The organism is Herbidospora solisilvae, from assembly GCF_009901565.1.
Taxonomy (GTDB): Bacteria; Actinomycetota; Actinomycetes; order Streptosporangiales; family Streptosporangiaceae; genus Herbidospora; species Herbidospora solisilvae.
The window spans coordinates 248,486-269,796 of the sequence record NZ_WXEW01000008.1; the positions used below are offsets into that span (position 1 = coordinate 248,486).

28 protein-coding genes are annotated in these 21,311 nt (G+C 68.6%); 13 read left to right on the forward strand and 15 right to left on the reverse strand.

What is annotated here, in order from left to right:
* Window positions 1-28 precede the first annotated feature (28 nt).
* From GT755_RS27020 to GT755_RS27035, 4 genes are all read left to right on the forward strand, one after another.
* A complete protein-coding gene (locus tag GT755_RS27020) occupies window positions 29-781 on the forward strand; it encodes a neutral zinc metallopeptidase (RefSeq protein WP_161482428.1) in 753 nt (250 codons plus the stop codon).
* A 76-nt stretch (window positions 782-857) separates the two neighbouring features.
* Window positions 858-1,388, forward strand: a complete 531-nt coding sequence (locus tag GT755_RS27025) for a hypothetical protein (RefSeq protein ID WP_161482429.1) — start codon at window positions 858-860, stop codon at window positions 1,386-1,388.
* A 42-nt stretch (window positions 1,389-1,430) separates the two neighbouring features.
* On the forward strand, window positions 1,431-2,114 hold the full coding sequence (locus GT755_RS27030; protein ID WP_161482430.1) for a response regulator transcription factor: 684 nt from the start codon (window positions 1,431-1,433) through the stop codon (window positions 2,112-2,114).
* On the forward strand, window positions 2,111-3,466 hold the full coding sequence (locus GT755_RS27035) for a sensor histidine kinase (protein WP_161482431.1): 1,356 nt from the start codon (window positions 2,111-2,113) through the stop codon (window positions 3,464-3,466). The genes GT755_RS27030 and GT755_RS27035 overlap by 4 nt, the downstream gene beginning before the upstream one ends.
* Here GT755_RS27035 and GT755_RS27040 read toward each other — a convergent pair whose 3' ends face one another.
* Window positions 3,467-4,747 carry a WD40 repeat domain-containing protein gene (locus GT755_RS27040; RefSeq protein WP_161482432.1) on the reverse strand — a complete coding sequence of 427 codons (1,281 nt, stop codon included), beginning with the start codon at window positions 4,745-4,747 and terminating at the stop codon, window positions 3,467-3,469.
* A 158-nt stretch (window positions 4,748-4,905) separates the two neighbouring features.
* Here GT755_RS27040 and GT755_RS27045 point away from each other — a divergent pair, with 158 nt between their 5' ends.
* Entirely contained in the window at window positions 4,906-5,412 is a 507-nt protein-coding gene (locus tag GT755_RS27045; protein WP_161482433.1) for a hypothetical protein, read from the forward strand.
* Here GT755_RS27045 and GT755_RS27050 read toward each other — a convergent pair.
* The 3 genes from GT755_RS27050 to GT755_RS27060 are packed head-to-tail and all read right to left on the reverse strand — an operon-like array spanning window position 5,409 to window position 6,987.
* Window positions 5,409-5,855, reverse strand: a complete 447-nt coding sequence (locus GT755_RS27050) for an ROK family protein (protein WP_202610558.1) — start codon at window positions 5,853-5,855, stop codon at window positions 5,409-5,411. The genes GT755_RS27045 and GT755_RS27050 overlap by 4 nt on opposite strands.
* A complete protein-coding gene (locus GT755_RS27055; RefSeq protein ID WP_161482435.1) occupies window positions 5,852-6,772 on the reverse strand; it encodes a phosphotransferase in 921 nt (306 codons plus the stop codon). The genes GT755_RS27050 and GT755_RS27055 overlap by 4 nt, the downstream gene beginning before the upstream one ends.
* Window positions 6,773-6,777: 5 nt before the next feature.
* Window positions 6,778-6,987: a hypothetical protein gene (locus tag GT755_RS27060; RefSeq protein WP_161482436.1), complete on the reverse strand. Its 210-nt coding sequence runs from the start codon at window positions 6,985-6,987 to the stop codon at window positions 6,778-6,780.
* Window positions 6,988-7,133: 146 nt separating this feature from the next.
* On the opposite strand from GT755_RS27060, the gene GT755_RS27065 reads away from it, so the two are divergent.
* On the forward strand, window positions 7,134-8,387 hold the full coding sequence (locus GT755_RS27065; RefSeq protein WP_161482437.1) for an SGNH/GDSL hydrolase family protein: 1,254 nt from the start codon (window positions 7,134-7,136) through the stop codon (window positions 8,385-8,387).
* Here the strand turns inward: GT755_RS27065 and GT755_RS27070 are convergent.
* Complete coding sequence (locus GT755_RS27070) at window positions 8,329-9,015, reverse strand: phosphatase PAP2 family protein (RefSeq protein WP_202610559.1); 687 nt, start codon at window positions 9,013-9,015, stop codon at window positions 8,329-8,331. The two genes, GT755_RS27065 and GT755_RS27070, sit on opposite strands and share 59 nt — an antisense overlap.
* Window positions 8,991-9,764 carry a HEAT repeat domain-containing protein gene (locus tag GT755_RS27075; RefSeq protein ID WP_161482438.1) on the reverse strand — a complete coding sequence of 258 codons (774 nt, stop codon included), beginning with the start codon at window positions 9,762-9,764 and terminating at the stop codon, window positions 8,991-8,993. Before GT755_RS27075 ends, GT755_RS27070 begins: the two co-directional genes overlap by 25 nt.
* Before the next feature lie 150 nt (window positions 9,765-9,914).
* Here GT755_RS27075 and GT755_RS27080 point away from each other — a divergent pair, with 150 nt between their 5' ends.
* On the forward strand, window positions 9,915-10,532 hold the full coding sequence (locus GT755_RS27080; RefSeq protein ID WP_161482439.1) for a hypothetical protein: 618 nt from the start codon (window positions 9,915-9,917) through the stop codon (window positions 10,530-10,532).
* Between the two features lie 2 nt (window positions 10,533-10,534).
* Here GT755_RS27080 and GT755_RS27085 read toward each other — a convergent pair whose 3' ends face one another.
* Window positions 10,535-11,431: an aminoglycoside phosphotransferase family protein gene (locus tag GT755_RS27085; RefSeq protein WP_161482440.1), complete on the reverse strand. Its 897-nt coding sequence runs from the start codon at window positions 11,429-11,431 to the stop codon at window positions 10,535-10,537.
* Window positions 11,432-11,490: 59 nt separating this feature from the next.
* Here GT755_RS27085 and GT755_RS27090 point away from each other — a divergent pair, with 59 nt between their 5' ends.
* Window positions 11,491-12,309 carry a sugar nucleotide-binding protein gene (locus GT755_RS27090; RefSeq protein WP_161482441.1) on the forward strand — a complete coding sequence of 273 codons (819 nt, stop codon included), beginning with the start codon at window positions 11,491-11,493 and terminating at the stop codon, window positions 12,307-12,309.
* Window positions 12,300-12,725, forward strand: a complete 426-nt coding sequence (locus GT755_RS27095) for an HIT family protein (RefSeq protein ID WP_161482442.1) — start codon at window positions 12,300-12,302, stop codon at window positions 12,723-12,725. The genes GT755_RS27090 and GT755_RS27095 overlap by 10 nt, the downstream gene beginning before the upstream one ends.
* Window positions 12,726-12,890: 165 nt before the next feature.
* Here GT755_RS27095 and GT755_RS27100 read toward each other — a convergent pair whose 3' ends face one another.
* Window positions 12,891-13,571: an NADPH-dependent F420 reductase gene (locus GT755_RS27100; protein ID WP_161482443.1), complete on the reverse strand. Its 681-nt coding sequence runs from the start codon at window positions 13,569-13,571 to the stop codon at window positions 12,891-12,893.
* Between the two features lie 53 nt (window positions 13,572-13,624).
* Between GT755_RS27100 and GT755_RS27105 the strand changes: the two genes are divergently transcribed.
* On the forward strand, window positions 13,625-14,584 hold the full coding sequence (locus tag GT755_RS27105; RefSeq protein WP_161482444.1) for a DUF1152 domain-containing protein: 960 nt from the start codon (window positions 13,625-13,627) through the stop codon (window positions 14,582-14,584).
* Between the two features lie 68 nt (window positions 14,585-14,652).
* Here the strand turns inward: GT755_RS27105 and GT755_RS27110 are convergent, their stop codons facing one another.
* The 4 genes from GT755_RS27110 to GT755_RS27125 form a co-directional block, all read right to left on the reverse strand.
* Window positions 14,653-15,348, reverse strand: a complete 696-nt coding sequence (locus GT755_RS27110; RefSeq protein WP_161482445.1) for a class I SAM-dependent methyltransferase — start codon at window positions 15,346-15,348, stop codon at window positions 14,653-14,655.
* Window positions 15,349-15,555: 207 nt separating this feature from the next.
* Entirely contained in the window at window positions 15,556-15,942 is a 387-nt protein-coding gene (locus GT755_RS27115) for a hypothetical protein (RefSeq protein WP_161482446.1), read from the reverse strand.
* 48 nt (window positions 15,943-15,990) lie between these two features.
* Window positions 15,991-16,317 carry a DUF1707 SHOCT-like domain-containing protein gene (locus GT755_RS41630; protein ID WP_161482447.1) on the reverse strand — a complete coding sequence of 109 codons (327 nt, stop codon included), beginning with the start codon at window positions 16,315-16,317 and terminating at the stop codon, window positions 15,991-15,993.
* A 41-nt stretch (window positions 16,318-16,358) separates the two neighbouring features.
* Window positions 16,359-16,928, reverse strand: coding sequence for a TetR/AcrR family transcriptional regulator (locus tag GT755_RS27125; RefSeq protein ID WP_328794514.1), 570 nt, complete (start codon window positions 16,926-16,928; stop codon window positions 16,359-16,361).
* A gap of 106 nt (window positions 16,929-17,034) precedes the next feature.
* On the opposite strand from GT755_RS27125, the gene GT755_RS27130 reads away from it, so the two are divergent.
* The gene (locus GT755_RS27130; protein ID WP_161482448.1) at window positions 17,035-17,583 is read left to right on the forward strand and encodes a hypothetical protein; all 549 of its coding nucleotides are present in this window, start codon (window positions 17,035-17,037) and stop codon (window positions 17,581-17,583) included.
* Window positions 17,584-17,917: 334 nt separating this feature from the next.
* On the opposite strand, the gene GT755_RS27135 is transcribed toward GT755_RS27130, so the two are convergent.
* The gene (locus tag GT755_RS27135) at window positions 17,918-18,289 is read right to left on the reverse strand and encodes a hypothetical protein (protein WP_161482449.1); all 372 of its coding nucleotides are present in this window, start codon (window positions 18,287-18,289) and stop codon (window positions 17,918-17,920) included.
* A gap of 374 nt (window positions 18,290-18,663) precedes the next feature.
* On the opposite strand from GT755_RS27135, the gene GT755_RS27140 reads away from it, so the two are divergent.
* The gene (locus GT755_RS27140; protein WP_161482450.1) at window positions 18,664-19,053 is read left to right on the forward strand and encodes a hypothetical protein; all 390 of its coding nucleotides are present in this window, start codon (window positions 18,664-18,666) and stop codon (window positions 19,051-19,053) included.
* A 75-nt stretch (window positions 19,054-19,128) separates the two neighbouring features.
* Complete coding sequence (locus tag GT755_RS27145; protein ID WP_161482451.1) at window positions 19,129-20,406, forward strand: hypothetical protein; 1,278 nt, start codon at window positions 19,129-19,131, stop codon at window positions 20,404-20,406.
* Between the two features lie 20 nt (window positions 20,407-20,426).
* On the opposite strand, the gene GT755_RS41635 is transcribed toward GT755_RS27145, so the two are convergent.
* Together GT755_RS41635 and GT755_RS27155 are read right to left on the reverse strand one after the other, a co-directional pair.
* Window positions 20,427-21,095 (reverse strand): DUF5615 family PIN-like protein, encoded by a 669-nt coding sequence (locus GT755_RS41635; protein WP_407929423.1) that lies wholly within the window; start codon window positions 21,093-21,095, stop codon window positions 20,427-20,429.
* Window positions 21,061-21,291 carry a DUF433 domain-containing protein gene (locus GT755_RS27155; RefSeq protein ID WP_161482453.1) on the reverse strand — a complete coding sequence of 77 codons (231 nt, stop codon included), beginning with the start codon at window positions 21,289-21,291 and terminating at the stop codon, window positions 21,061-21,063. Before GT755_RS27155 ends, GT755_RS41635 begins: the two co-directional genes overlap by 35 nt.
* Window positions 21,292-21,311: the final 20 nt, after the last annotated feature.

Below are 21,311 nucleotides of genomic sequence, written 5' to 3' on the forward strand. Positions count from 1 at the left end.
GTGCGGCGACCGCCACGATCGTGGGCCTATGCGACGAATCCTGCTCTCCGCCTTGCTCTTATCCCTGGTGACGGCGACCCCGGCCCACGCCGATCCGTCCAGGGACCACAGGCTCATCGACAACGCCCTCTACGACGCGGGACCGATTCCCCGCTCCTCCTGCGCCGAGAAGCCGATCGACCGGCGCAACCACGTGCCGACCGCGCGGAAGTACGTGACCTTCGTGATGGGCTGCCTCGACCGGGTCTGGTCCAAGTACCTCGCCGAGGCCGGCATCCCGTACAAGAAGCCCAAGCTCAAGCTGCTCACCAAGGACCCGAAGAAGTACTGCGGCCTGGACTGGGCGGACTACGAGTACGCCTGGTACTGCTATGCCAACAGAGAGATCATGGTCGTCCTCGACCGGACCCTGCTCAACATCGACCCAGACGACCTGTACATCTTCACCATGCTCGCCGGGTTCTACGGCGAGCACGTGCAATATCTGGCGGGCATCGAGGAGGCCAGGCTTGAGGAGGAATCGGACGAGCCCTACACGGACTTCCGGCGTTCTCTCCTACAGAGTCTCTGCCTTTCCGGCGCCTTCACCGGTAGCGTCTACAAGTCCATGCCGCGGAATGTGGGCGACTGGAAGTTCATCGTGAAGCAGCGGGGCAAGGTGGTGCAAGACCGCTTCTACGGGAAGCCGGCGAGCATCGCGTACTGGATGAACCGCGGCTTCAAGTCGCGTGACCCCAAGTACTGCAACACCTGGACGGCCCCCAAGGCCAAGGTCGCCTGAAATCTCAGGTTCTTGCCAAGAAGGGTCCCTATCGTCCCGAGCGCCACAACCGCTCACACGAAAGGGAATCCCTCCCATGCGGCGTAGTACCTTCGTCCCCGCTCTGCTCGGCGCGGCTCTGGCCGGCGCCACCCTGGTCGGCGTGGCCCCCGCCTCGGCGACCACCGGCACCCCGTGCGAGAAGGCGCCGTGGATCGGCCAGGTGCAGGGCAAGCCCAAGGGTCTCACCCCGGGGGCCCGGGCCGGTGACTACTTCTGGCACGACAGGGCCGGCTTCCACCTGCGCATCACCCAGAAGAAGCCGCGCAAGGCCACGGTCTACACCGGCACGATCACCTCGAACACCCCGATCCGCGACTTCAAGTGGGTCAAGCTCGAGGAGAAGCAGGACTCGGTCGTGCTGTCCGAGGACAAGCTGACCATCACCTTCAAGGTCGTCAACCACGGCTGGGTCGACGGCTTCTCGTTCCGCACCTCGTGCGCCGACAGCCTCACCGTCTCGGCGCTGACCATCAACTCGAAGCCGCTGCCGGCCGGCAAGGTCTACCTGGGCAAGACCAAGGCCCACCCGGCCTCCATTCCCTTCACCGTGCACCGTAAGGCCTAAACTGCCAGGTCCGGCCGCATATGGCCGGAGGAGGTAAAGCAGATGGGCGCACACCGGATTCTCGCCGTGGACGACGACCCGGCGATCCTGCGGGTGCTGCGGCGAGGGCTCACCCTGGAAGGCTTCACCGTGGAGGCGGCCGGCGGCGGCCAGGCCGCGCTGGAGATAGCCGACCAGGTCGATGCGATCGTCCTGGACGTCTCGATGCCCGGCGTGACCGGCATCGAGGTGTGCGCCGAACTGCGCCACCGGGGCTCGGAGGTGCCGATCCTCATGTTGTCGGCCCTCGACGAGGTCGCCGACCGCGTCGCCGGTCTCACCGCCGGGGCCGACGACTACATGGTCAAACCGTTCGACCTCACCGAGCTGGCGCTGCGGCTGCGGGCGCTGCTGCGCCGTGCTGGCGCTGCGGCGCCGGTCGGGTCGGGTGTGCGGGCCGGCGGCCTGGTGCTGGACACCGACGGCCGCGACGCCGTGTTCAACGGCCGGCCGCTGGCGCTCACCCGGCGGGAGTTCGACCTGCTGGAGGTGCTGGCCAGGAACCACGGCATCGTGTTGTCGCGGGAGGTCCTGCTCGAACGCGTCTGGGGGTACGACTTCGCGGTCACCGCCAACGCGGTCGAGACGTTCATCGGCTACCTGCGCAGGAAACTCGAGGCCGAGGGCGAGCCGAGGATCCTGGAGACGGTCCGCGGCGTCGGCTACGTGCTGCGGGTCCGGTCGTGAGGTTGTCGACCCGGTTCGCGCTGGGCGTGGCCGTGCTGGTGCCGCTGCTGGTCGGGCTGTCCGGGCTGCTCTTCGTCCGGTTGTCGGCCGACGACCTGCACACCGCCCGCGACGAACGGCTGATGCAGCGCCTCCAGGCGTTCACCCCCGTGGCCCTCAACCACACCCAGCGCCCGGTCCGCGTCCGCCCGGCGGAGGGCGACCCGGCCGAGGGTGTGTACGTCGATCCGGTCCGCGGCCAGCCCCTGGTCATCGGCGCGGTCCCGCCGGAGTTGCCGGCCCCGGCGACCGCCCCCGCGACCGCCGGGACCTGGCGTTACGTCAGCACCGACCTGGGCCGCCGGGGCCGCCTGTGGATCTTCGAGAAGCAGGGCCCGCTCGACTCCCGGATCTCCGCTCTGTACGACCGGCTCCTGATCACCACCCTGATCGCACTGGTCGCCGGGGCCGCCGCCGGCCTCACCCTCGGCCGGTTCACGCTCCGCCCGCTGACCCGCCTGACCAAGGACGTGAAAGCGGGCAACGGCCGGCTGACCCGCAAGACCCGGGCCCGGGAGATCGACGAGCTCGCCGGCCTGGTCAACGGCCTGCTCGACCGCCGCGACGAGGCCGTCCACCGCACCGCCGAGGCCCTGGAGACCGCCCGCGCCTTCGCCGCCACCGCGGCCCACGAACTGCGCACTCCGCTGACGAGCATGGGCGGCAACATCGCCCTGCTCGGCTACCCGACCCTGCCGCCGGAGGACCGCGTCGAGGTCATCCGCGACCTGGCCATGGAACAGGCCCGCCTCGAACGCCTCATCACGATGCTCCGCCAGCTGGCCAGGGGTGAGCTGATGGAACCCGACTCGCTGAAGGACGTCGACCTGGCGGGGGTGTGCGAGGTGGCCGTACAGGAGGCGACCCGCAGGCACCGCCACGCCCGCTTCGTCGCCCACCTCCCCGACGCGGCCATGGTCAGAGGCTGGCCCGAGGGCCTGCGCATGATCGTCGACAACCTCCTGGAGAACGCGGCCGTGCACGGCGTCGGCCCGCACGGGACGGTCCGGGTCGAGCTGTCCGTGCGGGTCGAGGGCACGGTGGCGCTGCTGCGCGTCGCCGACGACGGCCCCGGCATGCCGCGTGAACTGCACCAGGAGGCCTTCAACCGGTTCAGCCGCCGCGCGGGCAGCCCGGGCACGGGCCTCGGGTTGACGTTGATCCACCAGCAGGTGGTGCTGCACGGCGGCACGGTCGAGATCGAGCCGTCCCAGGGACGGGGGTTGTCGGTGCTGGTGCAGATGCCGATCGCGTGGCGTCCCGACGGGCCGAGCGACGGGTTGTCGTGGTTGTCGCTGCACCAGAAGGCCTGATCAGGTGTTCCTGATGCGGCAGACGGGAAGGCCGTCCCAGTCTGCTCGACCGTAGTCCGACCAGTCGGCCTGTCCCGTGAAGCGGATCCAGTCGGCCCTGCTGATCTCCGCGCCGAGTCTGCCGTCGCAGGCCACCGCTTCGGGGTCGGCGACGATCTCAGCCAGGCTGCGGAGATCCCACATCGTGCTTCCGCCCGCACCGGCGGTCAGCGCGACGCCGCCGTCGGCACTGAGGGCGGATGAGTCGATGTCGTGGTCGTCTCCCTTCAATCTGGCCAGCAGGACCGGGGCGGAGGGGTTCGACAGATTCCAGAGAAGGCCGGAACTGCTTTCGCCGGTCACCAGGGCCGTCCCGCCGTCCGAGCTCAGGGACACGCTGCTGATTCCGGCCAACGGCCCTTCGAACCGGGTGACGCGCCTCGGCGGCGACGAGCCCTCCAATCGCCACACCTCGAGCTGGGCGGCCGCCCCCACCAGAACCGTCCGTCCGTCAGCACTCACCGCCACGGCGGTCGGCGTATTCGTGGGGTCGGAGAGATCGGCTGTCTTGACCGGATTCGCCGGGTCGGTGAGGTACCAGCTCCGCACCGTGCCGTCGTCGGCCGAGGTGACGGCCACCCGGCCGTCCGAGCTGAGGTCCAGGTCGACGGCGTAGGAGTTGTGTGCCCTCGTCGTCGACCTCCGCTTCGGACGAGCGCCGTCGGACAGGTCCCACACAGCCAGCTCGCCGTGGAAGTCGGCGATCACCGCCCGCCGCCCGTCGGCCGACAACGCCACCGCTTCGACGGAAGCACCGTCCTGGCTCGGCAAGGTCGCACTCCCGATGGGCTTGGCCGGATCGCCGAGGTCCCATATGGTCGCGCCCTCGTCGCCGCCGCTGATCGCGGCCCGCCCATCAGGCGTCAGTTCCACCGCTGTCTGACCGTTCCGGCCACCCTTCAACGTGGCGAACGCTTCGGTCACCTCTCCGGTCTTCGGATCAAGCCGGCTGGTGAGGTCCCAGACTCCCGCTGCTGCACCGTCACCGATCAGGGCGGCCCGGCCGTCGGCGCTCAGGGCCGTCTGCCAGGCAGAAGCCGTGCGCAGACGCACGTTCTCCCCCCACACCAACGTGTCGATCAGCTGCGCCCGGATCTCCTCTGCGGGGTGGATCTCGAAGGCCGCGATGGCCAGCATCCTGGCGGCGGCACGGTCGGTGTCGACCAACTCCGCCGCGTGGAACGCGAGCCGATAGGCCAGTGCCTCATGCCGCTGGGACGCGGCGTCGGCGTGCTCGCGCATCCAGCCGACTCCCAGGGCCAGCGTGACGGCCAGCAGCGCCGCGACCGTGACGGGCGAGGTCACCCGGATTCTCCGCCGCGCTGCTCCGAACAGGTCCTTCATTCCAACCTCCAGGAGGCAGCGGGGTTTGTCGGTGGCGGCTTCTAGGCTGCGCGACCATGATCGAAGAAGGAATCCGGACCGTCCAGCTGGAGCTCTACGTCGAAGACTGCAGCATGGTCCACCTGCTCGAACAGGACGGCGGACAGAGCCCCAACCCGGCCCGCCGGTTCGGCGACATCGAGATCCGGGAAGGCGTCGTCGACCTGGTGATCAACACCCAGTGGGGAGACGACATCCCGTTCACCGTGACCGTCGCCGACCGCGACCCCGGCGCCGGCCTCGACGACTACGAGGACATCACCGAGATCGACTACTACTCCCCGTCGGGGAAGCTGGTGATGGCGGGGTTCTCCTTCGACTGGGACGAGGAGAAGGCGCCCGCCCTCCCGCCGTTGCCGGCCGGTCCCGGCAACTACCGGTTGCGCTACCACGTCCGCGGCGCCGACTGGGAGAGCTGCCTGGAAGGCGACCACTACCTGCAGATCTGGCCCTCGGAACCGGCCGAGCCGAAGGTGGTCAAGGCCACCAGCCACTACTACAAGCACCTGGTCAGCAAGGTCTAGCTCCGGTGCGCCGCCACCTGCGGTCCGTGCCCGGGGGCGACGGAGCCCTGTAGCACCAGCGCCGCGCCGCCGATGGCCGCCGCGTCGCGGGGGTTGCTCGACAGGTCGACCTGCACGGGATGGACCTGCCGGGAGAACGCGCTCTCGCCGAGCCGGCGGCGGATCTCGCTCACGTACAACGAACCGGCGACGGCGAAGCCCGGCCCGGCCAGCACCAGCGTGTCGAGGTCCCACAGGTTGGCCAGGGTCAGCGCGCCGTCGGCGAGCAGGGACGCCGACTCGGCGATGAGGGCGCGGGCCTGGTCGTCGCCGTAGACGGCGGCGCGGGCGAGCACGTCGAAGGCGCGCGGGTAGGGGTCGTCGGGGCGGATGCCCAGGCGGTCGGCCAGGCCAGGAGGAACGCAGCTGGCTCGGAGTGACGGTCGGCCGCCGGCAGCGATCACCAGCGGCTTCGGAGCCAGCTGATTGTCGCGCGACGTCCGTGTTCGCGCCGCTCCCGCAGATGCGGGGCATGCGCCAGGCCGGGGAGCGCGGCGGTGTGGGTCCAATAACTGGCGAGCGCGACGAGGAAGGCGTCAACGTGGTCATGTTCCGCGACGGAACCGAACAGCGACTCCGGGTCCTGGCCGCCGAGGTCTGATTGCAGCAGCAGGAGAACCAGGTCGGTCCAGGCGGGCCCGACGCAGGAGCGCCCCCAGTCGACGATCCGCGCCGTGCCGGTCGCCGGATCTATGACGATGTTGTCGAAACGCGGGTCGAAGTGCACCAGCGAGTCACCGACGACGATGTCGCTCCAGACCGCCTCGACGAAGGCCAGCCGCGCCAGGTGCCGCCGCTCCCATTCCCCGACGTCCTCGACGGCGACCGGCCCCCACCGGCCGTCGCGTTCGAGCCCCCGCCAGGTCTCACACCGTCCGGTCATCCGCTCGCCCAGCGTCGGCAGACCGCCGACGGGTGAAGGCGTGAGCTCCCGCGCGCAGACCGCGAGCATGTCGAGCGCGGCGGCCAGTTCGTCCGCCCGCCACGGCTCGTGCGGCAGCGCTCCCGGCGCGACGTCGAAACAGAGCAGGAACCACCCGGCCACCTCGAACGCGAAGCGCAACCGCGGCGTCGGAACGGCCCGGGGGAGCGCGGCGGCCACCACGGCCTCGGTCCGATAGTCCTGGACGTTCCCGGCGTCGTCCCGAACCGCCTTCACGAAGACCTGGTCACCATCGGCCAGGAAGGCGACCCCGAGAACACCGAACGAGAAACCACCCTGCCGCTCCTCGAACCCGACGACGGCTGCCCCCAGCCGGGTCTCGACTTCGTCGATGACGGCGGCGGGAAGCTCGGTCCAGGCGACGCGCCGCGTTCTCATGGACGTCATTCGGGTGGGACCAGGCCGTGGTCCGCAAGAGCCTTGAGGGCCTTCTCCATGCATTCGTCGGCCGAGAAAGCGTCCACGCGCACTGACCACTCGCCATTGGTCGCGTGAAAGGTCCACGGCCGGACGCCGCCCCGGCCGGCGTCCACTCGGAGGAGTGCGTCGACGTCACACTCCAATAGCCAGTCGAGCAAGGCGATGGCGTCCATCACGGCACGGTACAGCACCCCTTGACGATCGGGCCGGAACGCGGTCTTGTGGGTGAAGCGGTCTTCACAAGATCTTGACGCGGTGAGTGAGTCGTGTTGTCATCGGAATACCCTCCATTACCTGCCAGTTTGATAGGAAATTCCGCATGCGCACACTCCGTCGGGCAGCGATCACGACCGCACTCCTCTTAGCGGCGGCAGGACTCCACGTCATCCAGAGCGGCGCGGCACAGGCCGCGCTTCCGACCGCGGCCGTCGCGCTCGGCGACAGCTTCGTCAGCGGCGAAGGCGCCGGCGACTACCAGCCCGTCGTCGACGCCAACGGCACCGCGCAGGGCTTCCCCGGCTGGTCGGCGCCCAACAACAACGCCTACTTCTGCCACCGCTCCGCCAACGCCTCGCTGTTCAAGGCCGATCTCCCCGGCATCCAGGACCGGTTCAACCTGGCCTGCTCCGGCGGCCAGCCGCACGACGTCGCCAACGCCTCCAGCGCCCGCGCCAACGGCCGCACCGTCAAGTCGCAGCTCGACCAGCTTCGCGCCGTCGCGCAGACGCACGACATCGACGTCGTCCTCATCGGCCTCGGCTCCAACAACACCCAGTTCACCTTCGGCGACGTGGCCACCCTGTGCGCCAACCGCTTCATCGCCGACGCCTGGACCGGCTGGTGGGAGTTCTGGGCCTACCTCGGGGGAGACGTGCCGCAGGAGCCGTGCACGGTGTCCGACCTCGCCAGCCCGGCGGAGGTCAGCACGGCCACCGACGAGACCACCGCCGCCCTGCGCCGGATCCTCGACACCCTCGCCCAGGTCGACGCCGACGGCGTGCACCAGGTGGTGCTCCAGACGTACACGAACCCCCTGCCTCTGGACGTCGCCCCGGAGTACCGCGACGAGGACGGCCGCACCGACACCCGCGACAAGTTCCGCGACCTCGGCGCGGAACGGTATGCGGCCGGATGCCCCATCCACCGCGCCAGCCTCGCCCCCGGGCACGTCTTCTCGTCCAACCTCGGCGACCTGGTCAAGAACGCGTACACGACCCTGGCCGCCGAACGCCCGGCCGCGAACCTGCGCGTGCTCGACGTGCAGCGCGCCTTCGACGGCGCCCGCCTGTGCGAGAACCCCGGCAGCCCGTCGGGCACCCTCGCCACGCCGGTCAGGGTGATGGAGGGCCCGACCGGCAACCACGTCACGAGCCTGTCCGGCTGGGACAAGATCCGCATCCAGCGTGCGGCCAACGCCTGCGTGACCTACTTCCAGACCTGCCAGGAGTCGTGGCACCCCAACGCCGCCGGGCACAACGTCCTCGGCCAGTGCCTCTCGGGCGCGCTGACCGCCGCTACCCGGACGGTCGTGACGTGCGCACGGAACGCCAACGGGACTCTGACCATCTCCTGACCCCGGCGGCGACGGCGAGCAGCACCACACTCGCCACGAGGTCGAGCACGTAGTGGTTGCCCGTGACGACGACCACCACCGCCATCCCGACGGGAAACGCCCACGCCAGGACCGCCAGGCGTGGGCGTGCGGCCCAGACGGCGTAGGCGGCCCAGAGCGACCAGCCGAAATGGAGGCTGGGAAACGCGGAATAGAGGTTCGCGCCCCTTGACCCGACGATGTCGACGATTCCCGGGAGCGCGAAGCGCGGCGGTGACATCGGGATCGTGAAGAAGACCACGAGAGCGAGCCCGAGCATCAGCATCATGGTGCCGCGGACTCTGACGTAGACGTCCGGACGGCGGAGGAAGAGCCAGACGAGAACGGCCGCCAGGACGACGTAATAGAGGCGGTAGTAGAGAATCGCCGGCTGGATGAACGCCGGATGGGCGGTGAGCCACTGATTCGCGGCCACCTCGATGTCCAGCCCCAAAGCGCGTTCCCACGACTGGAGAACGAGCGCGTTGGCGGTGGCCTCGGCGGCGACGCCTTCTCCGGCGGCGGCGTGCAGGCGGGAGAACAGCAGAAATACGAAGACCAATAAGGCGAATTCGCCGACGATCCTCAGCAGGCGGGGGGTTCCGCGCATACGGAGACCCTAGATGCTCGGACCTGGCTCAGCAGTTCAGCGTCGCCCAGTTCTTCGGCGGTCCACTCCATGAGCGAACGCGTGTAGTCGTTGTCGTCAGGCGCGGCGAGATACCGGCGAACCACCCGCTCCGCCCGCCGGTCAGCCCGTCTGGCCAGGCCGTACGCCGCCTCCGCGGCGACGACCACAACCGTGTCGTCGAGCCGGGCCGACAGCGCCTCGCGGATGGCCGTGTCGTCCGCGTCGAGCCCCGCGAGACCGGTCGTCGCGCAGTCCCGGTTCTCGTCGTCGTCCGTTTCCCGGCTGATTCGGACGAGCGCCGCGACGGCCTCGGCGTCGTCGGCTCGCATCACGTTCGGCAGACTCCACGCGGCGGCGTGGCGAACACCGTTGTGGAAATGGCCGGCCGAATCCAGCACCTCGGGAAGGGCCCGCTCGTCCCCGAGATGCCCCAGCGCGAACAGCACCGAACGGAGCACCATGGGGTCGCATTCCCGCCGCGCCATTTCCCGCAGGATCGGCAGACTGCGGTCGAGGAACGGCTTGGCGTCGCCTCGGTGACCGAGTTGCGCCAGAACGTCGGCGCCGAGTTCGCGCTCTCCGCTGAGGTCGCCGGCGCACAGTCGTGCCGCCGCCTCGAAGATCCCGGCGTCACCGCGCCTGTGCAGTGCCGCGACGATCTCCCACCGTTCGTCGTCGGTGTCCGAGACGAGGGCCCTGGGGATCAGTTCCTCGAAGGGCGTGGTCATGCCACAAGTGTGAAAAATGGGCACACGTCCTGTAAAGCGAGTTGAATCCCCCTAAGATCACCGGCTGTGACGTCATGGGCTGCGCGATACAGGGCCGGTGAATGGTTCGCCGTCTGGGCCGAACTCCGTGAAGGTGTTCCCGCCGCGTCGATGGAAGACGCCGAGGACGTGGCGCGCGAGACCATGCGGCGGGTGGCGGTCAACGCGGACGTCATCGTCGAGCGTCTCGCCGGCGTCGGCTACTCCTTCGCCTTCCCCGACTGGGTCAGGCAGCCGCCCACCCCCGACGACCTGGCGGCCGTCCGGAAGGCGGAGCAGGTGATCGGCCCGTTGCCCCTGGCTCTCCGGGCCTGTCTGGAGGTGGTGGGCGGCGTCAACCTCTGTGGCGACGGCGGCGCCGTTCTCCCGCACGTCGGCTATCACGACGTCCCGCGGGAACACGCCGATTTCTACCCCGACCCGTTGGTGCTCCCACCGGGACGCCACCTGTGGGAGGACTGGGAGATGTTGGGCGACGCCGACACGGAGGGGCACACCTTCTCCTTCGCTCCGGACGAGATCCACAAGGCCAACGTCAGCGGGGGCGTGCAGGATGTCGAGCTGCCGAGCAGCGCGGCCGATCCGCAGCTGCTGGGCACCCGCCCTGGCGTCACCCTCGTCGACTACCTGCGCATCTCGTTCGCCTGGGGCGGCTTCCCCGGCTACGACGCGCTCGCCGTGCCCCCGAAGGTCGTCGAGGAGTTGCGCCACGACCTGCTGATGTTCTGACGCTACGGTCGCGTGTCGTCCAGCAGCCGGTCGAGGCAGCGCCGGCCCAGCTGCGCCATGACCGGATTGCTCCTGACGTAGTACCAGACACACCCGATCGCCTGTACGAACGCCCACGCCTTCCCCCGCTCCCATTCGAGGTCGTCGACCCCGAGCAGTTCGCGGAACACCTCACGGGGCCCGTTTTCCAGCAGGTTCCACGCGCTCAGCAGATCGAGCGCCGGATCGGCCGCCCCGAACCCGCCGACGTCGAGCACACCGGTCAGCCGTCCACCGGACACCAGCACGTTGCCCGGCAGCAGATCGCCGTGCGTCATCACGTCGGCCGACCGGCGCGGCAGCACGCGGAAGTCCGCCCACAGTTTGCGCAGCCTCGGCACGTCCAGCAGCGCCTCGCTCTGCCGGAAGCAGGTCTCCACCCATTCGTCGTGTACGTCGATGTCACCGCCCCGGCCGCCGCCGGAGAACGTCCGCCCACGGGTGTCGATCGCGCGCAGGCCGGTGACAAGATCGGCCAGATCGTGCGCGAACCCGACCGACTCCCCAGGATGGTCGTCGGTCGCGACGACCCCCGGCAACCAGGTCTGCACCGACCACGGCACCGGATAACCCGCCCCCGGTTCCCCCAGCGCGACCGGCTCAGGCGTGCGGAACCGCGTCCGCCCGGCCAGCTCACGGGCCGCCTCGGCCTCGGCCTCCAGCCAGCGCCGCGTCGACTCGACGCCGCCGGGCGGCTGGAGGGGAAAGCGCGCCGTGTAGCGGTCGCCGATGCGGAAGATCGCGTTGACGGTGCCGTGGGAGACGACGCCCGTGACGGCGAGATCGCGCCACTGGGGGAACTGCTCGTCGACCAACACACGGACCATCCGGGTCGACACGGTCAGCTGGCTGGCATGCATTTCGACGACCCTTCCGGCCGCCCGGCCGGTCATGCAACCCATTTGTTACGGTCGCTGCCATGAAGATCCTGGTCGTTGGCGGCACCGGCTTCCTGGGCGCCGAACTCGTCCGGCAGGCCGCGGCCCACGGCCATGTCGTGGCCGCCACCTACTTCACCCGCCCAGGAGCGGCGCCTGAGGCCGACTGGCGGTCGCTGGACGTCCGTGACCGCGCCGACGTCGCCCGCCTGGTCGCCGACGTCGCCCCCGACGTCGTCGTCAACGCCGCCTACGTCCAGTCCGACTGGGCCACCACGGCCGTGGGAGCCGCCAACGTCGCCGTCGCGACCGACGGCATCCGATTGGTTCTGGTGTCGAGCGACGCCGTCTTCTCCGGCGCCGCGGTCACCTATGCCGAGGACGCCGTCCCCGACCCCGACAGCCCTTATGGCGCGGCGAAGGCGGCGGCGGAGGTCGCCGCCCAGACGGTCAACCCGAGCGCCGTGATCGCCCGGACCTCCCTGATCATCGGCGACGGCGGCTCGCCGCACGAAGCCCTGGTGCACACCCTGGCCTCGGGCGATCGGCCCGGGATCCTGTTCACCGACGACGTGCGCTGCCCCGTCCACGTCGCCGACCTGGCGGCGGCCCTGCTGGAACTCGCGGACTCCGGTCGCGCGGGCGTCCACCACCTGGCTGGAACCGACGCGCTGAGCCGCTACGAACTCGGCCTGCTCATCGCCTGGAGAGACGGCATCGACCCGGCCCGGCTGCCGTCCGGCGCACGGGCCGACGTCGGGCTGGCGGGGCGGCGGGACGTGCGGCTCGACTGCGAGCTGACCCAGCGGCACCTGAAGACCAGGTTGCGCGGCGCCCGGGAGTTCCTCTCATGCCGGTAGACGACTGCGTGTTCTGCGCGATCGTCCGCGGCGAGGCCGAGGCGAGTGTGCCCTACGCGGACGACCAGGTCATGGCGATCATGGACATCGCGCCCGTCACCCCCGGGCATCTCCTGGTCATCCCGCGCGTCCACGCCGTGGGCCTGGACGACCTCGACGAGGACACCGGCGCGCACATCTGGCGGATCGGCCACCGCATGGCCCGCGCGCTGCGCCGCTCCGGGTTGCGCTGCGACGGCGTGAACGTCTTCCTCGCCGACGGCGCGGCCGCCTTCCAGGAGATCTTCCACGTCCACCTGCACGTCTTCCCCCGGTACGAAGGCGACGGCTTCCGGATCGAGGCCACCTGGGCCACCCGGGAGCGGAGCCTGCTCGATCGGGAGGCCCAGGCGATCAGGGCCGTCCTGCCCGGCTAGATCCTCTTCAGGAAGGCGTCGAGGGCCGTACTCCTTGTCATCGATCGAAGACGGCCACCCCAGCTCCGGCCCCCGCGATGCCACGGCCGTCCCCGGCTCGGTCTGCCCCCCACGATCAGGAGCAGCAGCGGAAGGCCACGCCCGAACACGAGGTCATGAAGGCCGTCAACGCCGGGCGGCGTCCAGTTTCTCCTGGACCGACGCGGCATCGCTGGGCACGCCGGGCGACTCCCAGAAGTTCTCGGTGTCCCCGGCGTAGAGGCCGCCGTAGGCAGGGGTGCCCGGCTGGTAGCGCCACCCGTCCGCGAGCTTCCCGGCGTCGACCGCGTCGTAGCCGATCCGGTCGAGGAACGTGACCGCCTCCGCCTTCGCGTCGGCGTCGTCGCCCGCGACGGCGAGTGCGCTGCGGTCGGCCGCGCCCGAGGGCCGCGGCAGGGCCCGCAGGTGCACGAAGTAGATGTTGTTGAACACCTTGACGACCTTGGACGTCGGCAGATGCGCCTGCAGCAGCTCACTCGACGTGGTCGTGGCGGCGTCGAGCTCCGGGAAGACCCCGTCACGGTCGGGGTAGTAGTTGTTCGTGTCGAGCACGGTCTTCCCGGCGAGCGGCTCCACCGGAACCTGGCGGTAGGCGCCCAGCGGAACGCTGACGACCACGAGGTCGCCCGCCTCGCCCGCCTCGGCGGCGGTCGCCGCGCGGGCCTTCGGCCCGAGCTCGTCGACGAGCTCCCGCAGCGTCTCGGGGCCGCGCGAGTTGCTCAGGACGACGTCATAACCGGCCGCGACGGCCAGCCGGGCCACCGTGCCGCCGATGTGCCCGCTGCCGATGAATGCAACTGTTGTCATACGAGCCACAAACCTCCCCGTCCCGCCGGGCATTCCACCGGTAGGTTCCGGACGTGTTCTCGTTGGCCGAACCCCCTCTTTTCACCCGGCTCAAGCAGGCCCGGCGCATCCTGGTGGCCGGCGCCGGCGGCGGATTCGACGTCTTCGCCGGGCTCCCGCTCGCCGCGGAACTGTGGACGGCGGGCAAGGAGGTCCACCTCGCCAACCTGTCGTTCAGCCGCCTTCACGGCCTCGACCTCGACGTCTGGGTGGAGGAGAACGTGGCGGCGATCGTCCCCGGGACGGCCGCCCGCGACTCCTACTTCCCCGAACGGTCACTCGCCCGCTGCCTGGAGGCCCACGGCCTGCCCTCCACGGTCTACGCCTTCCCCAAGGTCGGCGTCACCCCGTTACGCGCGGCCTACCAGGTGCTGGTCGAACGCCTGGACCTCGACGCCGTCGTGCTGGTCGACGGCGGCACCGACATCCTGCTCCGGGGAGACGAGGCGGGTCTGGGCACCCCTGAGGAGGACATGGCCAGCCTGGCCGCCGTCCACGGGCTCGACGTACCGGAGAAGATCGTCGTCTGCCTGGGTTTCGGCGTGGACGCCTACCACGGCGTCAACCACGTCCAGGTGCTGGAGAACCTGGCGGCACTCGACCGGGAAGGCGCCTATCTCGGCGCCTTCTCCCTTCCGAGAGCCAGCCGGGGAGCAGAGCTCTATCTGGACGCCGTCGCACGCGCCCAAGCCGACACCCCCGACCATCCGAGCATTGTGAACGGCTCGATCGCGGCGGCCCTGACCGGCGCGTTCGGCGACGTCCAGTTCACCAGCCGAACCAGGGGCAGCGAGTTGTTCGTCAACCCCCTGATGGCCCTCTACTGGGCCGTCGACGCCGACGCCCTGGCCCGCCGCTCGCTCTACCTGGACCGCCTCGAAGAGACCTTCCTGATGCGCCAGATCAGTTCCATCATCGAGGGCTTCCGCGCCGAGATCACCCGGATACGCCCACCCCGGGCATATCCGCACTGACGGCCAGGCGTGGACCTTGGTACTGCAACGGCGAGGTGCTCGATCACGTAGCCGCGCAGCGTGCTGAATCAGCGAAGACGGCGGAGCCTCAGCACGGCATCGTCCGCTGTTCCCGCCTCGCCGGCCGGGCCAGGCCGTTCCCGCGTGACCACTTTGTCGACGTCCACCACCCAGTCACCTCCTCCGTTCCGTACCCAGCCGAGAATCACCGAGTTGGGTACCAGTTGCTCGGCCAGGTAACTCGGTGGCTGCTCGGACATCCAGGAAGGGAAGCCGGCGTGGCTGATGATCAGCAACGTGCCGCCAGGGGCGACGGCGGCGGCAGCCGAGGCGAAGACCGCTTCCCGCGCGGGCGCGTCCGCGATGGGCGAGTGCAGATACTGGGCGGTCACCAGATCGAAGGTGCCTACCGGGAGCGAGCGGGTCAGATCGTGTACCTGCCAGTCGATCCGGTCGGCCACCCCTGCCCGCGCTGCGGCGGTGGCGGCTCTGGCCAGCACGGTCGCCGATACGTCGGCCGCGGTCACCCGCCAGCCGTTCTCCGCGAGCCAGATGGCGTCACCGCCCGCCCCGCAGCCGAGATCCAGGGCCGTGCCCGCCACGAGATCACGTGCCTCGTCGGCGAGTAGGGGGTTCGGTCGCGGCACCCAGTCGGCCGGCGGCCGCAGGCCCTGGTAGAAGCCCTCCCAGTAGGTGTGCGCCGTGTCAGTCGGCGTGGGAGCGGGCATCGCACTGCGCGGCCGCTGCGGGGCGGTGTCGGTCATGGGCACACCCTCGTTCGATGATGTCCCAGGACGCAACGGTTCTTGCCAGAGTGGCAAGTAGGAACACGCGCGACATCAGGAGGCGTGGTGGTGCCGGCTCCAGACGCGATGGGTCTCCAGGGCGTCGGAGGACTCTGCCCGTCCAGGAGAGAAACCAGGAGGAGCCGCCCGGGGCGGCTCCTCGCGTGTGCCGGTCGGAACGCCGGCTCAGCAGGTGACGGACAGCACCTTGGCGGTCTCGTTGGAGCTCACCTTCACCCAGCCGCCGTACGCGAAGTACTGCGAACCCGCCCGGACCGAATAAGTGGTGCGGCAGCCCTGGACGCTGTAGAACCCGTCGATGTCCCTGCGTGGGCTGTAGGTGTAACCCCCCATCCCGGTGCCGGGGGCGAGGCTGGCGGTCGACCACGGGTCGCTGTCGTTGTTCTTCCAGCGCACCCCGATGTAGGTGGTGGTTTTGTTCTCCACCCGCCCGCATGGGGGAAGCGTGCAGGCACTGGCGGACGCGGGCCCGGCCGTGACGACGCTGAGACCTGCGGCGATCAGCATCGCGGTCGCTAAGCCGGCGGTACGCCGTTTGGTGCGAGATTCCATGCCGAACATCCTTTGAGATTGGTCGGTACTGGCGAGTAACAACTGTAGTCACACGCGAATCTCGCAATGCCTCACGTTTTGGATGATTGGCACAGATAGGCATAAACGTCGATGCGCACCCGGCCACGCCGCGCCCGACCCGAGCGCTGATCCGCGCCGGCAGCCGTCACCGGCCTTCCTGGCGCAGCCCCCATTGACCGTGTGCAGTCGCAGCTCAGCCACGCCCTGCTCCAGTTCGCCCAGCGTGCGAGCGGCGTAGGTGAGGTCGATGCGCTCGTTCAGCTCGTCGAGGTCAATCCGTCCGCAGCTGCTCGGCGGCCCGCGCGCAAATGGCGGCGATCGTTCATACGCCGATCCCGTGGAACGACCCGTCATGGAGTACCCGCAGGAACCCGACGACGGCAGGGGCCAGGCGCTCAGGCAGTCAGAATGCCCTCGATCCCCTGAAGGAACGTCTCGCAGACCGCAGCCGGCTCGGACAGACAACCCGACGCCATCGCACCGTCGCGCAGCATGACGAAATGCCGTCCCGCGAGCTCGGGCGGTGTCTTCCCGCTCTGCGCGAGCAGGTCGGTGACGGTGTGCAGGAACCACTGGCGGTGTGCCAGAACGGCCTGGTGCACGGGATGCTCGGGATCCGGATACTCCGCCACGGCGTTGAGGAACGCGCACCCGCGAAACCCGGGCGACCCGATGTCCTCGGCGATGGCCGTGGCGACGAGCCGCAGAATCTCGGCCGCCGGACGCCCGCTGGCGAGGGCCTCGTCGACCCGATCGCGGATCGCCTGATCGGCCTCCCGCAGATAGGCGACGACGAGTTCGTCCTTGCCGGTGAAGTGCCGGTAGAGCGTCGCCCGGGTCACCTTGGCCTCGGCGACGATCCGGTCGATCCCCACCGAGTGCAGCCCCTCCATGTAGAAGAGCCGAGTGGCGGTGCCGAGCAGCCGGGCCCGCGCTTCGGACACCTGACCTCGAGTGTTCCTCACCCCAGCGAGATTAGCAGACAGAACGTTCGGTCTTGACGTCCAAGACGCCGTGGTGCCAGGCTTACAGCGATACCGAACGTTCTACCTCATACGCGAAGGATCTCCCATGACCACTGTCATCTCCTCCACCGTCGCCATCTCCCTGCGACGGCTGTACTTCACCCGCTTCGCCTTCGCCCTCATCTGGGCCGGCCTGCTGGCCGCAACCGCGTCGAGCCTGACCCCGATCAGCATCGCCCTGCTGGTGCTCTACCCCCTGTTCGACGGCGTCGCCGCCGTCGTCGACGCCCGCTCTTCGAAGGACAAAGGCCCAACCCTGAGCCTGTACGCCAACATCGCCATCAGCTGGCTGACCGCGGCGGGCCTGGCCGTCGCCACGTCGTCAGGCATCCCCGCGGTGCTGCGCGTGTGGGGCGCCTGGGCCATCGTGTCGGGTGTCACCCAGCTGGCCGTCGGCGTCATCCGCCGCCACTTGGACGGCCACTGGCCCATGATCCTGAGCGGCGGCATCTCGGTCGTCGCCGGATCCTCGTTCATCCTGCAAGCCGGTCAGGAGGGCGCATCCCTGCTCAACCTCGCCGGCTACGCGACTCTGGGCGGCCTGTTCTTCCTCGCCTCGGCCCTCCGCCTCGGCCGAGCCGCGCGAGGCCGCTGACGCGGAGTGGCAGGCGTCCCACACGTGATCTGCGACGGCTACGTACCCGACACCAAGTCGGAACCGCATCGGCCATGGGTTGAGATCGCGGGGGCCAGGCTGTCCAGTTCGGTGATCGAGGATCAGTCGCCCCCTCCACCACATTGGCTGATGCCACGGGGATCACGCGAAACCACGTGGCCGGCCAGATCGATGAGGACTCCCAGGCATGGTGGCGCTGTTCATGACGAACTGGCTGTCATGGAGGCCAACGTCGGCTGGGCGAAGGACAACAAGGTCCTGGCGCGTGCCTCCGGGAGGCCGTCGGGTGAAGGATCGTGGAGCGATCGTCTGATCAGAACTCGGCGCGGGCTATCTGCTCAGCGCAAGCGGCCCGAACCGTGGCGATCAGCTCGGCCTCAGTGCGCCCCCATCCAGCTCCCCATTCCTCATCCAGCCCGTAGAGCGCACCGAGCGGAGGCGCAAGCACCTCCTCGGAATAGTCGGTCATGATGACGACTTGCTCGATCATCGAGACCAATCGGCGTTCACTGAGATCGCCCGAAAGGTAACAGCGCGCCATATCGGCGAGGACGCTTTTCGCGGCGTCGGATATGGACGGCATCACGGTCCCCGTGTCAGCGAGAGCGTCGGCCAGCACGTCGCGCACCTCATGTGGATCTCGTCCGTCAAAACCCGCGAGAATGCGCAACGTCTCACCATCCATGCCCTGAACGAGCCAATGAGCGGCCCACATGGGAACCCGATCGGTAGGCAGGACTCCGAGTGCGCACCAGGCAGCCACCAAATATGGTGCCGGAATCAAGTGTCCCGTATCGTAAGGGGATCCATACATAAGAGCATCGTTTCACGACGGCAGATCCTTTGGACCATCGTTGCAAATGACCCCAGCGGCCGCGCTCGACGGCCGCCTTGACCAGGCTGACGAAGCGTTCGTCGCGCCCCCGGGTGGCAAGAGGGTCGGCAGAGCAGGAGGAAAGGAGTGACCCTGGCCTCCGCTCCAGATTGATTCCAGGGGACTCTGAACGCCTCATCTGGGCGGAATAACGACTGGCCTATCAGAATTCTCAGGGAATTCTCGTGATCAGTTCCGCAGACGTGACCGCAGCGCTGAGGCGATTCGGGGTGGTGGAATGGTGGCGCATCTCGATCGGCCTCGATCCGCGGGACGGACTCCACCGACCGCCCTTGATCGTGTGGCGCTACTCCTCGCCGGGTGACCAGGTCAGGGAGTTGATTCACCGCACTGTCTCAGGTCTGCCGACCTCTGTCGACTGGGATGTCGACACGTCCGGAAAGAACTGGACGATCATTCCGGAAATATTGCGTCGTGAATACGCCCGCCACGCAGGGGACTCCTATACCGGAGTATTGGGCGATGTGAAGCGTTCGGATCAGCTGTTCTGCGAAAAGGCGAACCTCGACATGGTGCTGTTCGTACGCGAACTAAACGACACTGCGGCGTTCTGATCCATCCGACCTGGCACGGGACGCGCGTGGAGGGCGCAGGAATAATCTTGTCCGGTGTCAGACGAACTAAGCCATATGACCGACCTCTGGGACAGGGGATCGTTCACCGAAGCCGCCGCTTTCGTGCGGCGCCTTGGCGCCGCACGTCCCGGAGAGCCACTTCCCATCCTGCTCCAAGCCCTCATCCACACGCGCCAGGCCGACGCCAGGACCGCACGTGAACTGATCGAGCGCGCCATGGACCTGACCTCGTCCCCAGGCTCTGACAGCCTGGCTCTCGCCAGCATGATCTTCCGCGAACTGGGCGACACCACTCAGGCCATCTCATACGGCTTGCGTGCGACCACGCTGAAGCCGCATGACTGGCAGGGATATGTGGCCTTGGCCCGCGCCGCGGCAGCGGAGCCACTGCGAGGACAGCAGCACGAGGCCGAGCGCGCGGCACGCCGAGCCGTCGCACTCGCCCCAGGTGAGGCAACCGCCTATCTGGCTCTTGGGGAGGCCCTGCTGGCTTACCCGCCTCAACGCATTGGCACCCGCAAGGAAGGCGTCGAGGCACTGGAACGCGCCGCAGGATTGGCGCCCGGCAATGCCGAGATCCAGAAGGCGCTGGCTGAGGTTCGTCCGGCCAAGGACGGCAACGCCTGGTTGGGTTGCTTGGCGTTGCCTGCCATGGTCGCCCTGTTCGTGGCTGGTCACAGAGTCATCGAAATGGCGGGGGACGGTATCGCTCGCTTGCTGCAAATCGACCAGAATCGTCCAGAGGGCGAGCATTCCTTTCCAGGCTTGCTGATTCTCGTCGTGATGGGAGCCGTGGTCTGGATCCTCGTACGCCTTGTCAGAATCAAGCGGAGAGGTGACCGGCCGCAGGTGGCGATCGGCAGGAGAAAGGCCCTCTCACGTAACCTGCATCTGGCCGACGAGGAGAGTCTGCGCATCGCGGCCGCCACTGCGGCAACCGTCGTCTGCATGGTGCCCTTGATCTTGACCGGATCCCTTGCCGCCGAAGCCGCAGCCGGCACGCCCCTGTCTGCGGACGGCGCACTTCTGCCCCTGGTGGGCGTGGTCGCTTTATCGGTTGTCGGCTGGTCGGCAGTGCGGTGGTGGTTCGGGCCGGGGCAGGTACAACGGGCACTGAGGGTCAGCGGAATCTTGAGGGGCTGCCTGCTGACCAGCTACGTCATCGTGATCGGTACCGTGCTACTGAGCTGGGCGGAGGTGTCCGACGAGGCGGCATGGACCGCGCTGATGGTGCTGCACTTCGTGTGGTTCACAGCCGGGCTGGGCCCATTGATCATCGGTGCGCGCCTTGCCCGCCGCCGGGGCAGGAGTGGACGAATTCCTCCCGAGTAACGGACCCACGGCCTTCCTGCTCATCTAGGGTCGTCAAGTCCGCCGGCCCGTCGTGTTGAAGGTGGTTTCCGGCTCGTATGCGCATCCCGTAGGAGGCTCCGCAGACTCGCCTTTGTCGACCGCAGTGATCGGGTGGCCGGAGTTGGTCGAATGGCAGGCCAGGCGAAGCCGTAACAGAAAGGAGCTTTGACGAGCGAAGCGAGGCCTTGCCAGGGAGCGCGAGGGGGCACGAGCCCCTTAGCAGCGAGTTTCTGGAGGCCGCCCCCAGAAACGAAAGAGTCCAGCGAGGGCGCCAAAGCGCCGAGCAGGGCTCGCCGAGAGCGGGAATCGAACCCGACCGCGACCGCTCCCGACTCGAGATGCGCCTGGAGAACCTCGAGATTGGTCACAATGATGTTGACGAGTTCCGGCGGGCGGAGTGGGATGAGCTCCCGCACGAGGATGACAGAAGGTTCGGTCGCGCGACTGTAGGCCAGAAGTGCCCCTAAATCAGTGTCTGCGGACACAACCAGCCTTCCGCCCTGTACAGCGAGCTCCATGATCGTCGCGTCTGGAGCACTCGTCGAGTGAAGATCGCGCACGTGGACCGCATTGTGGCCGGCCTTGCTCAACAGCTCGGCAACACGGGGCGGGAGGTTTTCGTCGACCGGAAGTTCACGCTGGCTCACGGAGACTGTAGAAGTGGACATTCGTCGAAGCCGCCGCGTACTCAAGCGCCTGCCTGATGTCCTCAAGCTCCAGGTCGGGGTAATCGGAGAGGATCTCGTCAAAGGTCCACCCTCCGGCGACCAGACGTACCAGCGTCTCGACGGACATGCGCAGGCCCCGAACGGTCGGCTTGCCTTCGAGCCGCCCAGGCTCAACGGTGATCCGATCGAAGTTCATGGTGTCAGCTCGGCCACAGA

Bases quoted from the DNA above. Each gene is read 5' to 3' on its own strand.
- GT755_RS27020 (WP_161482428.1), top strand. From the start codon at position 29: ATGCGACGAATCCTGCTCTCCGCCTTGCTCTTATCCCTGGTGACGGCG.
- GT755_RS27025 (WP_161482429.1), top strand. From the start codon at position 858: ATGCGGCGTAGTACCTTCGTCCCCGCTCTGCTCGGCGCGGCTCTGGCC.
- GT755_RS27030 (WP_161482430.1), top strand. From the start codon at position 1,431: ATGGGCGCACACCGGATTCTCGCCGTGGACGACGACCCGGCGATCCTG.
- GT755_RS27040 (WP_161482432.1), bottom strand. From the start codon at position 4,747: ATGCGCGAGCACGCCGACGCCGCGTCCCAGCGGCATGAGGCACTGGCC.
- GT755_RS27045 (WP_161482433.1), top strand. From the start codon at position 4,906: ATGATCGAAGAAGGAATCCGGACCGTCCAGCTGGAGCTCTACGTCGAA.
- GT755_RS27055 (WP_161482435.1), bottom strand. From the start codon at position 6,772: ATGAGAACGCGGCGCGTCGCCTGGACCGAGCTTCCCGCCGCCGTCATC.
- GT755_RS27060 (WP_161482436.1), bottom strand. From the start codon at position 6,987: ATGGACGCCATCGCCTTGCTCGACTGGCTATTGGAGTGTGACGTCGAC.
- GT755_RS27065 (WP_161482437.1), top strand. From the start codon at position 7,134: ATGCGCACACTCCGTCGGGCAGCGATCACGACCGCACTCCTCTTAGCG.
- GT755_RS27070 (WP_202610559.1), bottom strand. From the start codon at position 9,015: ATGCGCGGAACCCCCCGCCTGCTGAGGATCGTCGGCGAATTCGCCTTA.
- GT755_RS27075 (WP_161482438.1), bottom strand. From the start codon at position 9,764: ATGACCACGCCCTTCGAGGAACTGATCCCCAGGGCCCTCGTCTCGGAC.
- GT755_RS27080 (WP_161482439.1), top strand. From the start codon at position 9,915: ATGGAAGACGCCGAGGACGTGGCGCGCGAGACCATGCGGCGGGTGGCG.
- GT755_RS27085 (WP_161482440.1), bottom strand. From the start codon at position 11,431: ATGCATGCCAGCCAGCTGACCGTGTCGACCCGGATGGTCCGTGTGTTG.
- GT755_RS27090 (WP_161482441.1), top strand. From the start codon at position 11,491: ATGAAGATCCTGGTCGTTGGCGGCACCGGCTTCCTGGGCGCCGAACTC.
- GT755_RS27095 (WP_161482442.1), top strand. From the start codon at position 12,300: ATGCCGGTAGACGACTGCGTGTTCTGCGCGATCGTCCGCGGCGAGGCC.
- GT755_RS27100 (WP_161482443.1), bottom strand. From the start codon at position 13,571: ATGACAACAGTTGCATTCATCGGCAGCGGGCACATCGGCGGCACGGTG.
- GT755_RS27110 (WP_161482445.1), bottom strand. From the start codon at position 15,348: ATGACCGACACCGCCCCGCAGCGGCCGCGCAGTGCGATGCCCGCTCCC.
- GT755_RS27115 (WP_161482446.1), bottom strand. From the start codon at position 15,942: ATGGAATCTCGCACCAAACGGCGTACCGCCGGCTTAGCGACCGCGATG.
- GT755_RS41630 (WP_161482447.1), bottom strand. From the start codon at position 16,317: ATGACGGGTCGTTCCACGGGATCGGCGTATGAACGATCGCCGCCATTT.
- GT755_RS27130 (WP_161482448.1), top strand. From the start codon at position 17,035: ATGACCACTGTCATCTCCTCCACCGTCGCCATCTCCCTGCGACGGCTG.
- GT755_RS27135 (WP_161482449.1), bottom strand. From the start codon at position 18,289: ATGGATGGTGAGACGTTGCGCATTCTCGCGGGTTTTGACGGACGAGAT.
- GT755_RS27145 (WP_161482451.1), top strand. From the start codon at position 19,129: ATGACCGACCTCTGGGACAGGGGATCGTTCACCGAAGCCGCCGCTTTC.
- GT755_RS41635 (WP_407929423.1), bottom strand. From the start codon at position 21,095: ATGTCCACTTCTACAGTCTCCGTGAGCCAGCGTGAACTTCCGGTCGAC.
- GT755_RS27155 (WP_161482453.1), bottom strand. From the start codon at position 21,291: ATGAACTTCGATCGGATCACCGTTGAGCCTGGGCGGCTCGAAGGCAAG.